The sequence below is a fragment of the Variovorax sp. GrIS 2.14 genome (assembly GCF_046115955.1).
Classification (GTDB): domain Bacteria; phylum Pseudomonadota; class Gammaproteobacteria; order Burkholderiales; family Burkholderiaceae_C; genus Variovorax.
This window is the reverse complement of sequence record NZ_JBJXIA010000001.1, coordinates 90,926-104,891: the sequence shown is the minus strand read 5'-3', so window position 1 is coordinate 104,891 and position 13,966 is coordinate 90,926. Positions and strand designations below refer to the sequence as shown.

The following is a 13,966-nucleotide window of genomic DNA, read 5'->3' as shown; positions in this document are numbered from 1 at the left end:
CGAAACTATAGCGACGGCGGCTGACAGGCCGCGGAGCCACCGCGCGCTAAGCTGAAACGATGACCCGCACCCAACGTTGGCTGACCGGAATCGCCGTGGCGTCGGGCGTGGTGGTGAGTGCGTTGGTCGTCACGGCCAGCGCGCTTTTGCCGAGCGACGAAAAGATCGCAGCCCAGCTCAGCGCACGCTTCGAAGAGAACTTCGGCATCGGTCTCAAGATCGGTAGCGCGCACCGCACGCTGTGGCCCATGCCGACCTTGGTGCTGAGCGAGCTGGCGACTGCGCAAGCGCAGCCCATCGTCGCCAGGCGCGTGATGCTCCGGCTGCGCGTCGCACCGTTGTGGCGCCGCGAGATCGCGTTCGACGCGGTCGATGTCGAAGGCGCCGTTTTTCCCAGTGCGTCGGTGCGGGCGTTTCGAGGGCGTGGCGGTGCCGGCAAACCAGACGACCTGGCGAAGAAACACCTGCCCAGCAAGTGGACGTTGGCATCGACACCGGTCGAGCAATTGCGCTGGCGCGACGTCCGCTGGATCGACCGGCGCGACATCGAACTCGCCTATGACGGCGAGGTCACCTTCGACGCCAGCTGGCGACCGCGGGTGGCGGCGATTCGCCGGCTGGGCGTCGAGCCTGTGACGCAAGCCCGCGCCGAGCGCGTCGGCAGCAACGAAGACCGATGGCGCGTTTTTATGGAAGCCGGTGGCGGCACGTGGAACGGCGAAGCCAGGCTCGACACCACCTCCGCCGGACTGCTGCGTGTCACAGGTCGATTCGAAGCAAAGGCGATCGACATCGAAAGCCTGGTGAAAGCATTCGACCGGCGTGCGCCACTGGCCGGCAAACTGTCGGGCACGACCGAGATCGATGTCGAGGGCGAGCAGGTCACCGAGTTCGCCCGAAAGCTGCACACGCGCACGCGGTTCTCGGTCAAGCCCGCAGCGCTGACACGAATCGATCTCGCCAAAGCAGTCAGCACCGCCGGCATCAGCCGCGGCGGTCGCACGCCGCTCGATGAGCTCAGCGGAACGCTCGACACCCAAGGCACCGACGACGGCGTCGTCCTCAAGTACACCAACCTCAAGGCACGCTCCGGCGTACTTACCGCCACGGGCAACGTGCGCTTGTTCAATCGCAAGATCGATGGCGATGTGGCGGTCGACATCGTCGACGGCGTGGTGGGCGTGCCATTGAAAGTGGCTGGCACGGTCGATGAACCGGAGGTGTCGCTGACTGGCGCTGCGCTCACCGGGGCTGCGATAGGCACCGCGGTGCTGCCGGGCGTGGGAACCGCGATCGGAGCGCGCATCGGGCAGCAGGTCGAGCGGATGTTCGGTGGGAAGAAGGACGGTAAAGCGAAGGCCGGAGTGGGGCGGCCTTAGCTGCTTGGCGGGTTGTGTGCCGTTGCAGGAAATCAGACCCCCAGCCACCCAGCCAGTTCAACAGGCGCCGCACTCAAATCAGCGGAAGAAGACGCCAGCACGATGCGACCCTTCTCCATCACCACCGCAAGATCGGTATGCGCCAGCACACGGCGCCAATCGCGGTCCACGATCAGCGTCGCGATACCGGTGGCTCTGATGTCGCCGATCACGCGCCAGATCTCCGCGACCACCAGCGGTGCGAGTCCTTCGGTAGCTTCGTCGAGCACCAGCAGGCGTGGGTTCGTCATCAGGGCCCGGCCGATCGCGAGCATCTGCTGTTCGCCGCCCGACAGTTGCTGCCCGCCGAAATTGAGCCGCTCGGACAGCCGCGGAAAGGTCGCCATCACTCGATCGAAAGTCCAGTCGCGTGCGCCGCCGATGCCCGCCCGTTCGCTCATCACCAGGTTCTCTCGCACCGACAGGTTGGGGAAGATGCCGCGGCCCTCCGGCACGTAGCCGATGCCGCGTCGCGCCATCTTTTCCGGTGCGCTGCCGGTCACGTCGATGCCGTCGAGCAGTAAACGGCCCGACGCCGGCCGCACGTAGCCCATCAGCGTGCGGATGAGCGTGGTCTTGCCCATGCCGTTGCGCCCGAGCAAGCCGAGCGACGTGGCGGCAGGGAGTTCGATATCGACACCGCGCAGGATGTGGCTGTCGCCGTAATACGTGTTGATGGCTTCGATCTGGAGCACGTCAATGTCCTTCGCCGAGGTAGGCGGTGCGCACATCGGCGTTGTTGCGGATCGCGGCCGGATCGCCGGTCGCGATGACGGTGCCGTTCGCCATCACCGTGATGCGATCGGCGATGCGAAACACCGCGTCCATGTCGTGCTCGACCAGCAGGATCGCATGCGTCATTTTCAGACGCGCCAGCAAGGCGAGCATGCGTTCGGTTTCTTCAGCGCCCATGCCCGCAAGCGGTTCGTCGAGAAGCAGCACGCGCGGCTTCGTCGCCAGGCACATCGCGACTTCGAGCTGTCGCTTGGCCCCATGGCTCAGCGTGCCGGCAATGCGCCCTGCATCGGCCTCGAGGCCGGCGGCAGCGAGTGCTTCTCCCGCCGCTGCATTGCTCGCCGCGCAAGTGCCCGATGCCTGCCAGACCGCCCACGGCCGTGCCGTCGCGGCCTGCGCCGAAAGCCGGCAGTTCTCGTGCACGGTGAACTCCGGAAAGATCGTGGTGCGCTGGTAGCTGCGACCCACTCCGTCACGCGCGCGGCGCGACTGCGCGCGCGTCGTGATGTCGACACCATCGAGCGCCACGCGCCCGCTCGATGCGGCGATCTCGCCCGACAGCATGTTGATCAAAGTCGACTTGCCGGCGCCGTTGGTGCCGATCACCGCGTGGATTTCGCCACGGTGCAGGTCGATGCTGACTGCGTTGACGGCGACGAGCCCGCCGAAGCGGCGCGTCAACGCATCGACGGACAACAGCGCGCTCATGCTGGCGCCCTCGTCATGTCGCCGCCCTCGGCGAGAGCCGCGCCGCGATGCCGATGATCCCCTTGGGCAGCAGCGCGACGAACGCGATGATCGACAGGCCCAGCGTCAGCTGCCAGTGATCCGCCAGCGGACCGACCACGGCGTGCGTCGACAACAGCTCCTTCAGCAGCGTGAAGGCGACCGCACCGATCACTGCGCCGCGCAGGTGGCCGAGACCACCGAGGATGATCATCAACAGCACCTCGCCGGAGTTGTGCCATGCCAGTAGTTCAGGATTGACCACGCCGTCGCGTGCGGCCAGCAAGAAGCCCGCGAGGCCGGCCAGTGCGCCGGCAATGACGAAGGCCGCGAGCTTGTAGCCATACACCGGAAACCCGGCCGCGCGCATGCGCTGTTCGTTGACGCGGATGCCGGCCAGTGCCGCGCCGAACCGCGAGCGGCGGATCAACGCCAGCAAGCCGAAAGTGAACACCAGCGCCGCCAGCACGAAATAGAACTGCACGCTGCGGTTCTCCATGTCGAGAGCGCCCAGCGCGGGCCGCACGTACATGTAGATGCCATCGCTGCCGCCGCCGAGCTTGGTGTCGTGGAACACGAAGAACGCCATCTGCGCAAAAGCCAGCGTGACCATGATGAAGTACACGCCGCGCGTGCGCAGGCTCAACGCACCGACCACCAGCGCATAGGCCGCGGCCGAGCCCATCGCGAGCGGCAGCAGCCATGCGATGGAGCCGCCTTCGGCGCCCGAGCCGAGCACCGTCGCGTAGGCACCGATGCCGTAGAACGCCGCGTGGCCAAGGCTCACCAAGCCCGTCATGCCGACCAGCAGTTCGAGACTCAGCGCAAAGATCGACAGGATCATCACCTTGACGATGAAATCCGAAACGTACGGGCTCAGCAGCGGGCCTAGCAGCGCCAGTGCAATGGCACAGGCGAGCGGAAGAAATCGGTTGAACTGGCTCATCAAGCCCTGCGCCCCATAAGACCTTCAGGCCGCCAGATCAACACGATCGCCATCAGCACATAGATACCCATGCCGCTCACTTCGGCAAAGAGCACCTTGCCGAAGGTGTCGACGAAGCCGACCAGAAGCGATGCCACCAGTGCCCCGGTGATCGAGCCGATGCCGCCGATCACCACGACCACGAAGCAGACGATGAGCACGCTGGCGCCCATGCCGGGATAGACCGAAGACATCGGTGCCGCGATCATCCCGGCCAATGCGGCGAGCGCTACGCCGGCGGCGAACACGATGCGATAGAGCTTGCGAATGTCGATGCCCAGGCCGCGCACCATGTCGCGGTTGCTGGCACCGGCGCGGATCATCATGCCCAGCCGCGTGCGGTTCACGACCCAGTACAACGCGATCGCCAGCGCGATGCACGCAGCCGATGCGAAGAGCCGATACCACGGGTAGCTCATGAGGTCGCCGAGCGCGAAGCTGCCTTCGAGCCACGGTGGCGCCTTGACGCCGTGGACGTCGTTTCCGACGAAGATCGAGCGCACCTCTTCGAACACGAGGATGAGGCCATAGGTCATCAGCACTTGCTGCAAATGGTCGCGCTGGTACAGGTAGCTGAAGAAGGCCCATTCGAGCAGATAGCCGAACACCGCAGCGAGCACCACGCCGGCCAGCAGCATGACGATGAACTGGTCACCGAAGAGCGGCGCCAACGCGAACGCCATGTAGGCGCCCAGCATGTAGAAGCTGCCGTGCGCTAGGTTGATGACGCCCATGATCCCGAAGATCAGCGTCAGCCCCGAAGCCACCAGAAAGAGCAGCAAGCCGTACTGCACGGCGTTCAGGCACTGAACGAGAAAGGTACCGAAGTCCATGCAGTCGATCGCTCTTCAAACAGTCACATCTTGCAGCCGCGGGCCGGGTCGGCCAACGACTTGGTCGCGATGCTCACCATCTTGTTTTCCTTGCCGTCGACCTTGCGCAGATAGATGTCCTGCACCGGGTTGTGCGACTTGCTGACCGAGAACGCACCGCGCGGGCTGTCGATCTTCGTCTTCTCGATGGCGGCAGCGAACTCGGCCTTCTTCGTGATGTCGCCCTTGACCGCGGCGAGGCCGATGCCGAGCATCTGCGCGGCGTCGTAACCCTGTACGGCATAGACGTCGGGCTGCAGCTTGAACGCCTTGGCGTAGGCGGTGCGAAAGCTGGTGTCGCGCGGTGTGTTGAGTCCGTCTGCGTAATGCAGCGTGGTCAGCATGCTTTGGGCGGCTTCGCGTTGCGCATCCAGCGTGCCGTCGGTGAGGAAGCCGGGGCCGTACAGCGGGATGGTCTTGTTGAGGCCGGCCGCGGCATAGTCCTTGACGAACTTCACCGCGCCGCCACCCGCGAAGAAGGCGTACACCGCATCGGGCTTGGCCGCAGCGATCTCTGTCAACAGCGCCTGGAACTCGACGTTGGGGAACGGCACGTTGAGTTGCTTGGTGACCTGCCCGCCGTTCTTCTCGAAGCCGTCCTTGAACCCGTTGACGGACTCGTCGCCGGCCGCGTACTTCCAGGTGATGGTGATCGCCTTCTTCTTCTTTTCCTGCTTGGCCGCGACCTCGCCCATGGCGTAGGCCGGTTGCCAGTTGCTGAACGAACTGCGAAAGATGTTGGGTGCGCACATCGGGCCCGTCACCGCATCGGCGCCGGCGTTGGGCACGATCAGGATCGTGCCGCTTTCCTTCGCCGCCTTGGCCATCGCCATCGCCACGCCCGAGTGCACCGTGCCGACGATGACATCGACGTTGTCGCGCTTGATCAGCTTGTTGACGTTGTCGGTGGCTTTGGAGGGGTCGGACTCGTCATCGACCTTCACGTACTCGATCTCGCGGCCGCCGAGCTTGCCGCCTTGTTCTTCGACGCGCAGCTTGAAGCCGTTTTCGATCGCGACACCGAGCGCGGTGTAGGTGCCGCTGTAGGGCAGCATCAGGCCGACCTTGAGCTTGGCTTGCTGCGCATGGCCGAGCGTGGCTATGCAGGCCAGGGTCAATGCCGTGAACGTCGCCAGGGCACCGCGTGTGAATCGAGGGGTCATGAAAGTCTCCTTTGATTGATGAACGAAACGGTCGCCAATATGGCTTGTTCCGGCTGATCGCGATGCGGGGAATGCCCGCAGTCGGCGAGCTCGAGCAACTCGGTTTGCGGCAAGCGTCGCTGAATGCCGCGAATCTGTTCCAGCGTGCCGTATTCGTCGTCGACACCCTGCATCGCCAGCACCGGGCAGCCGATGCCGGTCAGCTCGGCCTCGATGTTCCAGTGCTTGAAGGGCGGGTGCAGCCAGATGCGGCTCCATCCCAGAAAAGCCGAGTCGGCGCTGTCGTGATAGCGGGCTAGCTTCTTCGGCAGGTCGGTGGTCTCGTAGGCCGTGCGCGCCTGTTCGATGGCTTTGACCGTCTTGTCTTCGACAAAGATGTGCGGTGCCGCGACCACGATGCCCGCGACCTGATCGGGCGAGTGCGCCGCGAACAGCAAGGCGATGGAACCGCCGTCGCTGTGGCCGAACAGCCAGATCGGCTCGTTGATGCCGAGTGCGCCAAGCAGTTTGGGCAAGACCTCTTGCGCCTGGCGGTGCATGAAGTCGAGCTCCCATTTCTCGTTGACGCCGCGCGGGGTCGAGCGACCGTAGCCGGGGCGCGAAAACACCAGCCCCCGAAAGCCGCCCGCGTCGCACAGCCGCTGCGGGAATTCCTTCCACATCGCGACCGAGCCGAGGCCTTCGTGCAGAAACACGATCAACGGTGCGCCGACGCGCTCGGGCGCGATGCGCACGACCTCGATGCGCACGTCTTTTTCCCGCCAATGGATGGCGGCGAATTCGGTTTTCGCGCTCACTCGACTTGTTCCCGCTCGCGCAGGCGGAAGCGCTGGATCTTGCCGGTTGCGGTCTTGGGCAGCTCGTCGACGAACTCGATGAAGCGTGGGTATTTGTAGGGCGCCAGTCGGTTTTTGACGAAGGCCTTGAGCTCGTCGTCGCTAGCGGTCTGGCCGGCCTTGAGCACCACGTAGGCCTTGGTCTTGGTCAAGCCGTCCGCATCCGGCTTGCCGATCACCGCGGCTTCTAGCACGGCCGGGTGCAGCATCAGGGTCGACTCGACCTCAAAGGGCGACACGTAGATGCCGCTGACCTTTAGCATGTCGTCGCTGCGGCCGGCATAGGTGTAATAGCCGTCGGTATCGCGCGAGTATTTGTCGCCGCTCTGGGTCCAGCCGTCCTTGAAGGTGGCTGCTGTTTTTTCGGGATTGGCCCAGTACATCAGCGCGGCGCTAGGGCCTTTGATGTAGAGGTCGCCGACCTCGCCGTCAGCCACGGCTTTGCCGTCTTCACCGCGCAGCTCGATCACATAGCCTTCGACCGGCTTGCCCGTGGTGCCGTAGCGAATGTCGCCCGGCCGGTTCGAGATGAAGACGTGCAGCATCTCGGTGGAGCCGATGCCGTCGATGATTTCGCAGCCGTAGTGCGCCTTGAAGCGCTGCGCGATCTCGCCCGGCAAAGCTTCGCCCGCAGACGAGCACATGCGAAGTGCGACGGTGTCGGCCATGGGCAATGCAGGCGAGGCGAGCATGCCCGCGAAGCCGGTCGGCGCGCCGAAGAAGACGGTCGGCTTCATCGCCGCAGCTACGCCGTGCGCGGCATTGCCGGTCCAGCGCTTGAACGTGGCATCGGGCGTCGGGCGTTCGGCCATTAGCACCACAGTCGCACCCACCGACAGCGGAAAGGTCAGTGCGTTGCCCAGTCCATAGGCGAAGTACAGCTTGGCGGCCGAGAAACACACGTCGTCTTCGGTCAGCGCCAGCACCGGCTTGCCGAACAGTTCTGCCGTCCACCACAGGCTGCCGTGCGCATGGACCGTGCCCTTGGGGCGCCCGGTCGAGCCGGAGGAATAGAGCCAGAAGGCGTGGTCGGTCGGCTTGGTTGCCACCGGCTCGGCCATCGGTGCGTGGCTGGCGATCATCGAATCGAAATCCAGTGCGCCGTCGGGCAGTGTGGTGACCGGATGCGATACGAAGAGCCGACGCAGCGCGTGCGGTGCGCGCGACATGCCGTCCTGCAATACCGGCAGCAACGCGCCCGACACCAGTGCCGCGACCGAGCCGCTGTGGTCCAGCATGTAGGCGTAGTCGTCGGCCGTGAGCAGTGTGTTGACGGCCACCGGCACCACGCCGGCATACAGGCAACCGAGGAAACTGACGGGCCAGTCGATGCTGTCGAGTTGCAGCAGCAGCACTCGCTCCTCGCGCTGGATTCCCGCAGCGTGGAGTGCGGCGGCAAAACGACGTGCCCGATCTTCGAGCTGGCCGTAGCTGAGCGCGCCATGGTCGTCGAGGTAAGCAGTTTTTTGCGCACGTCCGCGGTTCAGTGCAAACAGGTGCTCTGAAAAATTGAAGGGGCTCGGCAGGCTCATCGTGGGTCTCCGTCTCGATCACTTGCGGTATCAGTGCATGTGCAGTATCTTGCTTGTGCACGCACCATAAGCACGGCCCCATAGGGTGTCAAGCAATATAGTGCATGTATGGTGTTTACCCCGAGGGATGGAATGAACGAGCAAGTCGAGGCGGTGCTGTTGGCACCCGCAGAGATCGCGGAGAGCGAGGAAAAGAATCCACTGCTGGTCGCGCTGGGCGACCGGGTGCGCAACCTGCGCGCCCAACGCGGTCTCACGCGCAAGGCGGTGGCGAAGACAGCCGGCGTGTCGGAGCGGCACCTGGCCAACCTCGAATACGGCACCGGCAACGCATCGATCCTGGTGTTGCAGCAGGTCGCGACCGCACTGCACTGCCCGCTGGCCGAGCTGGTCGGCGACTTCACGACGAGTTCGCCTGAATGGCTGTTGATTCGAGAGCTGCTGGAGCACCGCGACGAGGCCGATCTGCGCCGCGTGCGCGTGGCCATCGGTGAGCTGCTCGGCACCGCGGGCATCGACGCGGCACGGCACCGGCGCATCGCGCTCGTGGGCCTGCGCGGCGCAGGAAAATCCACGCTCGGCCAAATGCTCGCGGACGAGCTGGAACTGCCCTTTGTCGAGCTCAGTCGCGAGGTCGAAAAGCTGGCCGGCTGCAGCGTGCGTGAGATCCACGATTTGTACGGCACCAACGCCTATCGCCGTTACGAGCGGCGTGCGCTGGAAGAGGCGATCCAGATCTACGGCGAGGTGGTCATCGCGACGCCGGGCGGCATCGTGTCGGATCCGGCCACCTTCAATGAACTGCTGGCGCACTGCACCACCGTGTGGCTGCAGGCCGCGCCCGAAGAGCATATGGGCCGGGTGGTCGCGCAGGGCGACACGCGGCCCATGGCGGCCAGCAAGGAAGCGATGCAGGACCTCAGGCGCATCCTCGACGGCCGGGCGGCTTTCTATTCGAAGGCCGACCTGACGATCGACACGCACGGCCAGACGCTGCAGCAAAGTTTCGACGCGCTGCGCAGCGCGGTGCTGCCTGTGGTCGGCGCGCAAAACGACACCTGAGGCCGATTTTGAAATAAAGCATTCCAGTCGTCGGGCGGCCTTGACTCGCCCCGTTGCATGCACGATCATGCATGCGATCGGAGAAAGACGGCGCAGAGACATGCACTATCTTTCATGTTTGCCAAAGCCTTCAGGAGATAACCTACCATGAGCGACCTTTCTCAGCCCCTGCAGTCCCAGCTGGCTCCGCAACCGCCCCGCGTCGATTACCGGACCGACCCCACCCAGTACCGCCACTGGAAGCTGGACGTCGAAGGCGCCGTGGCCCGCCTGTCGCTCGACATCGCCGAGGACGGCGGCATCCGCCCCGGCTACAAGCTCAAGCTCAACAGCTACGACTTGGGCGTCGACATCGAACTGAGCGATGCGCTGAACCGCGTGCGCTTCGAGCATCCGCAAGTGAAGTCGGTCATCGTCACCAGCGCCAAGGACCGCATCTTTTGTTCCGGCGCCAACATCTTCATGCTGGGTGTTTCGAGCCACGCCTGGAAGGTCAATTTCTGCAAGTTCACCAATGAGACGCGCAACGGCATCGAAGACACGTCGAAGCATTCGGGCGTCAAGTTCCTGGCCGCAGTCAACGGTGCCTGCGCCGGTGGCGGCTATGAACTGGCGCTGGCCTGCGACGAGATCGTGCTGGTCGACGACCGCTCGTCTTCGGTGTCGCTGCCCGAGGTGCCGCTTCTCGGCGTGCTGCCCGGCACCGGCGGCCTGACGCGCGTGACCGACAAGCGCCATGTGCGGCACGACCTGGCCGACATTTTTTGCACCAGCGTCGAAGGCGTGCGCGGCCAGCGCGCGGTCGACTGGCGACTGGTCGATGCCATCGCCAAGCCGGCACAGTTCGCGGCAGCGGTGCAGGAGCGGGCTGCGAAGTTGGGCGAGGGCAGCCTGCGTTCCGGCGTTGCAGGCCAGGGCGTGCTGCTGACCCGCATCGAGCGCACCGACAGCGCCGACGGCATCGCCTACGAGCACGTCACGGTCGTCATCGACCGCACGCGCCGCACCGCGACGCTGACGGTCAAGGCGCCGCCGTCGGCACAGCCGACCGACATCGCCGGCATCGAGGCGGCAGGTGCTGCGTGGTGGCCATTGGCGATGTGCCGCCAGCTCGACGACGCGATCCTCAATCTGCGCACCAACGAACTCGACACCGGCACCTGGCTCCTGAAAACCGAAGGCGACGCGCAAGCCGTGCTCGCCAGCGACGCGACATTGCTCGCCCACAAAGACCATTGGTTGGTGCGCGAAACCATCGGTGCGCTGCGTCGTACGCTGGCGCGGCTCGATGTGTCGTCGCGCAGCCTGTTCGCTCTGGTCGAGCCGGGCTCATGCTTTGCCGGCACGCTGGCCGAGATCGCCTTCGCGGCCGACCGCAGCTACATGCTGGCGCTGCCCGACGATGCCGCCAAGGCACCCAAGCTCACGCTCAACGAATTCAACTTCGGCTTCTATCCGATGGTGAACGACCAGAGCCGGCTGCAGCGCCGCTTCTATGAAGAGGCTGCGCCGCTCGAAGCGGTGCGCGGCGCGGCGGGTCAAGCGCTCGATGCCGACGCTGCACTCGCGCTCGGACTGGTCACCGCCGCACCGGACGACATCGACTGGAACGACGAAATTCGCATCGCGATCGAAGAGCGCGCCGCCATGTCGCCCGATTCGCTGACCGGCCTCGAAGCCAACTTGCGTTTCGCCAGCAAGGAGAACATGAACACGCGCATCTTCGGCCGGCTCACCGCCTGGCAGAACTGGATCTTCCAGCGGCCCAACGCCGTCGGCCCCAAGGGCGCGCTGAAGGTCTACGGCACTGGCGAAAAGGCCGGCTTCGACACGACCCGTGTCTGAACTACATCAACAGAGACAACCCAAGGAACAACGATGAGCACCGTCAACTACAGCGAGAAGATTCCGAACAACGTCAACCTGGGTGAAGACCGCACGCTGCAGCGCGCGCTCGAAGGCTGGCAACCCAACTTCATCAACTGGTGGGACGACGTCGGCCCGGACGGATCGACCGACCACGATGTGTACCTGCGCACGGCCGTGAGCGTCGACCCGCAGGGCTGGGCGCAGTTCGGCCACGTCAAGATGCGCGACTACCGCTGGGGTATTTTTCTGAACCCGGGCGATGCCAACCGCGAGATCCACTTCGGCGACCACAAGGGCGAGAAGGCCTGGCAGGATGTTCCTGGCGAGCACCGCGCCAACCTGAAACGCATCATCGTGACGCAGGGCGACACCGAGCCCGCATCGGTCGAGCAGCAGCGCCACCTGGGGCTGACCGCGCCGTCGATGTACGACCTGCGCAACCTTTACCAGATCAACGTCGAAGAAGGCCGCCACCTGTGGGCCATGGTGTATTTGTTGCACAAGCACTTCGGGCGCGACGGCCGCGAAGAAGCGGAGGCACTGTTGCAGCGCACTTCCGGCGACGTGGACAACCCGCGCATCCTGGGCGCCTTCAACGAGAAGACGCCCGACTGGCTGGCGTTCTTCATGTTCACCTACTTCACCGACCGCGATGGCAAGTTCCAGCTGTCGGCGTTGGCTGAAAGTGCCTTCGATCCGCTGGCACGCACCACCAAGTTCATGCTGACCGAAGAGGCGCATCACATGTTCGTCGGCGAGAGCGGCGTGTCGCGCGTGCTGTCGCGCACTGCCGCCGTCATGAACGAGCTGAAGACCGACGACGCGCAAAAGGTGCGTGCGGCCGGCGCCATCGACTTGGGCACGATCCAGCGCTACCTCAACTTTCATTACAGCGTGACGATCGACCTGTTCGGCGCCGATCAGTCGAGCAACGCCGCCATCTTCTACAGCTCGGGCTTGAAGGGCCGCTACGAGGAAGGCAAGCGGACCGACGACCACGTCCTCAAGGGCCAGAGCTACAAGATCCTCGAAGTACAAAACGGCCAGCTGCAGGAGAAGGAAGTCCCGATGCTCAACGCACTGAACGAAGTGCTGCGCGACGACTTCATCAAGGACTCGGTGGCCGGTGTCGGCCGCTGGAACAAGGTGCTGGAAAAGGCCGGCATCGCGACGCGACTGGTGGTGCCACACAAGGCTTTCAACCGGCAGATCGGCGCACTGGCAGGCATCAAGATGTCGCCGCTGGGCGCGGTCGTGAACGAAGTCGAATGGGCTGCCAAGAAAAACGAGTGGCTCCCGACGCCTGATGATTTCGCGTTCGTCGCATCGCTGATGGGCCGCGTTGTCGACCCGGGCAAATTCGCGGGGTGGATCGCGCCGCCGGTGATGGGAGTGAATCGCCAGCCCGTCGACTTCGAGTACGTGCGCTTCAACTGAATCGCCATGAACATGGTCGTTGAAGCCGGCGTCATCAAACAGCACCTGATCGACCCGGAGATATGCATTCGCTGCAACACCTGCGAAGCGACGTGCCCGATCGGCGCGATCACGCACGACGACAACAATTACGTCGTGCGGGCGGACGTGTGCAACGGTTGCATGGCCTGCATCTCGCCATGCCCGACCGGCTCGATCGACAACTGGCGCACCATGCCGATGGCACGCGCGTACTCGATCGAAGAGCAACTGACTTGGGAAGAGTTGCCAGCAGAAATGTCAGCCGACCAGCTTGCCGCCGAAGGTGTTTCGCCGACCGAAGCCGAGGCAGCGGAAATGCCCGCGGTCGTCGCCGCGCTGGACACCGCCGCTTCCCTTTCAGCCGCAGAACCCGGAACCGTGCCCTTCAACTCCTCGGGCTACGGCGCGACGATGCCGCCCTGGTCGGCCGCGCACGCTTACACCAATCTGTTCTCGCCGAAGAAGGCAACCAGTGCGACGGTGGTCGGCAACTTCAATTGCACCGAGGCCGGCTTCGACAGCCAGACGCACCACGTCGTGCTGGACTTCGGAACGATGCCGTTTCCCGTGCTCGAAGGCCAGTCGATCGGCATCGTGCCGCCGGGCACCGACGCGATGGGCCGCGCCCACCAGCCGCGCCAGTACTCGGTCGCGAGTCCGCGCAACGGCGAGCGACCCGGCTACAACAACGTCTCGCTCACGGTGAAGCGCGTCACCGAAGACCACATGGGCAACGCCGTGCGCGGCATCGCGTCCAACCACGTTTGCGACCTGAAAGTCGGTGACAAGGTCACGGTGGTCGGCCCGTTCGGCTCGACCTTCCTGATGCCCAACCATCCCAAGTCGCACATCGTGATGATCTGCACCGGCACCGGCAGTGCGCCGATGCGGGCCATGACCGAATGGCGAAGACGCCTGCGCAAGAGCGGCAAGTTCGAAGGCGGCAAGTTGCTGCTGTTCTTCGGCGCGCGCACGCAGCAGGAGCTGCCGTACTTCGGCCCACTGCAGTCGCTGCCGAAAGATTTCATCGACATCAACTTCGCCTTCTCGCGCACGCCGAACCAGCCCAAGCGCTACGTGCAGGACCTGATGCGCGAGCGCGCCGCCGACCTGGTCGCGCTGCTGAAAGACGACCAGAGCCACTTCTTCGTGTGCGGCCTGAAGAGCATGGAAGAGGGTGTGGTGCTGGCCCTGCGCGACGTGGCGCAAGAGGCCGGGCTCGACTGGGAAACGGTGGGTGCCGGTCTCAAGCGCGAAGGCCGCCTGCATCTCGAGACCTATTGAGCGTGCCGAAGATCGATCCGCGACAA

Annotated in this window: 12 protein-coding genes; 5 read left to right on the top strand and 7 right to left on the bottom strand. The window is 64.6% G+C overall.

The annotated features are described in order from the left end of the window. Window positions 1–59: 59 nt before the first annotated feature. Window positions 60–1,379 carry a hypothetical protein gene (locus RCH10_RS00470; protein WP_409050836.1) on the top strand — a complete coding sequence of 440 codons (1,320 nt, stop codon included), beginning with the start codon at window positions 60–62 and terminating at the stop codon, window positions 1,377–1,379. A gap of 32 nt (window positions 1,380–1,411) precedes the next feature. Here the strand turns inward: RCH10_RS00470 and RCH10_RS00465 are convergent, their stop codons facing one another. Genes RCH10_RS00465 through RCH10_RS00435 form a run of 7 tightly spaced genes read right to left on the bottom strand, consistent with a single transcriptional unit; the run spans window position 1,412 to window position 8,267 of the window. Further along, window positions 1,412–2,113, bottom strand: a complete 702-nt coding sequence (locus RCH10_RS00465; RefSeq protein WP_409050835.1) for an ABC transporter ATP-binding protein — start codon at window positions 2,111–2,113, stop codon at window positions 1,412–1,414. A gap of 1 nt (window position 2,114) precedes the next feature. Further along, entirely contained in the window at window positions 2,115–2,861 is a 747-nt protein-coding gene (locus RCH10_RS00460; RefSeq protein WP_409050834.1) for an ABC transporter ATP-binding protein, read from the bottom strand. 13 nt (window positions 2,862–2,874) lie between these two features. After that, entirely contained in the window at window positions 2,875–3,825 is a 951-nt protein-coding gene (locus RCH10_RS00455; protein ID WP_409050833.1) for a branched-chain amino acid ABC transporter permease, read from the bottom strand. Then, window positions 3,825–4,697 carry a branched-chain amino acid ABC transporter permease gene (locus RCH10_RS00450; RefSeq protein WP_409050832.1) on the bottom strand — a complete coding sequence of 291 codons (873 nt, stop codon included), beginning with the start codon at window positions 4,695–4,697 and terminating at the stop codon, window positions 3,825–3,827. The genes RCH10_RS00455 and RCH10_RS00450 overlap by 1 nt, the downstream gene beginning before the upstream one ends. A 23-nt stretch (window positions 4,698–4,720) precedes the next feature. After that, window positions 4,721–5,899: an ABC transporter substrate-binding protein gene (locus RCH10_RS00445; protein ID WP_409050831.1), complete on the bottom strand. Its 1,179-nt coding sequence runs from the start codon at window positions 5,897–5,899 to the stop codon at window positions 4,721–4,723. Next, window positions 5,896–6,696: an alpha/beta fold hydrolase gene (locus tag RCH10_RS00440; protein ID WP_409050830.1), complete on the bottom strand. Its 801-nt coding sequence runs from the start codon at window positions 6,694–6,696 to the stop codon at window positions 5,896–5,898. Before RCH10_RS00440 ends, RCH10_RS00445 begins: the two co-directional genes overlap by 4 nt. Further along, window positions 6,693–8,267, bottom strand: coding sequence for a benzoate-CoA ligase family protein (locus RCH10_RS00435; RefSeq protein WP_409050829.1), 1,575 nt, complete (start codon window positions 8,265–8,267; stop codon window positions 6,693–6,695). The genes RCH10_RS00440 and RCH10_RS00435 overlap by 4 nt, the downstream gene beginning before the upstream one ends. Before the next feature lie 132 nt (window positions 8,268–8,399). On the opposite strand from RCH10_RS00435, the gene RCH10_RS00430 reads away from it, so the two are divergent. From RCH10_RS00430 to boxA, 4 genes are all read left to right on the top strand, one after another. After that, window positions 8,400–9,329, top strand: a complete 930-nt coding sequence (locus tag RCH10_RS00430; RefSeq protein ID WP_409050828.1) for a helix-turn-helix transcriptional regulator — start codon at window positions 8,400–8,402, stop codon at window positions 9,327–9,329. 147 nt (window positions 9,330–9,476) lie between these two features. Continuing rightward, a complete protein-coding gene (gene boxC, locus RCH10_RS00425; RefSeq protein WP_409050827.1) occupies window positions 9,477–11,174 on the top strand; it encodes a 2,3-epoxybenzoyl-CoA dihydrolase in 1,698 nt (565 codons plus the stop codon). A gap of 33 nt (window positions 11,175–11,207) precedes the next feature. Further along, complete coding sequence (gene boxB, locus RCH10_RS00420) at window positions 11,208–12,635, top strand: benzoyl-CoA 2,3-epoxidase subunit BoxB (protein ID WP_409050826.1); 1,428 nt, start codon at window positions 11,208–11,210, stop codon at window positions 12,633–12,635. Between the two features lie 6 nt (window positions 12,636–12,641). Further along, the gene (boxA, locus tag RCH10_RS00415) at window positions 12,642–13,940 is read left to right on the top strand and encodes a benzoyl-CoA 2,3-epoxidase subunit BoxA (protein ID WP_409050825.1); all 1,299 of its coding nucleotides are present in this window, start codon (window positions 12,642–12,644) and stop codon (window positions 13,938–13,940) included. Window positions 13,941–13,966: the final 26 nt, after the last annotated feature.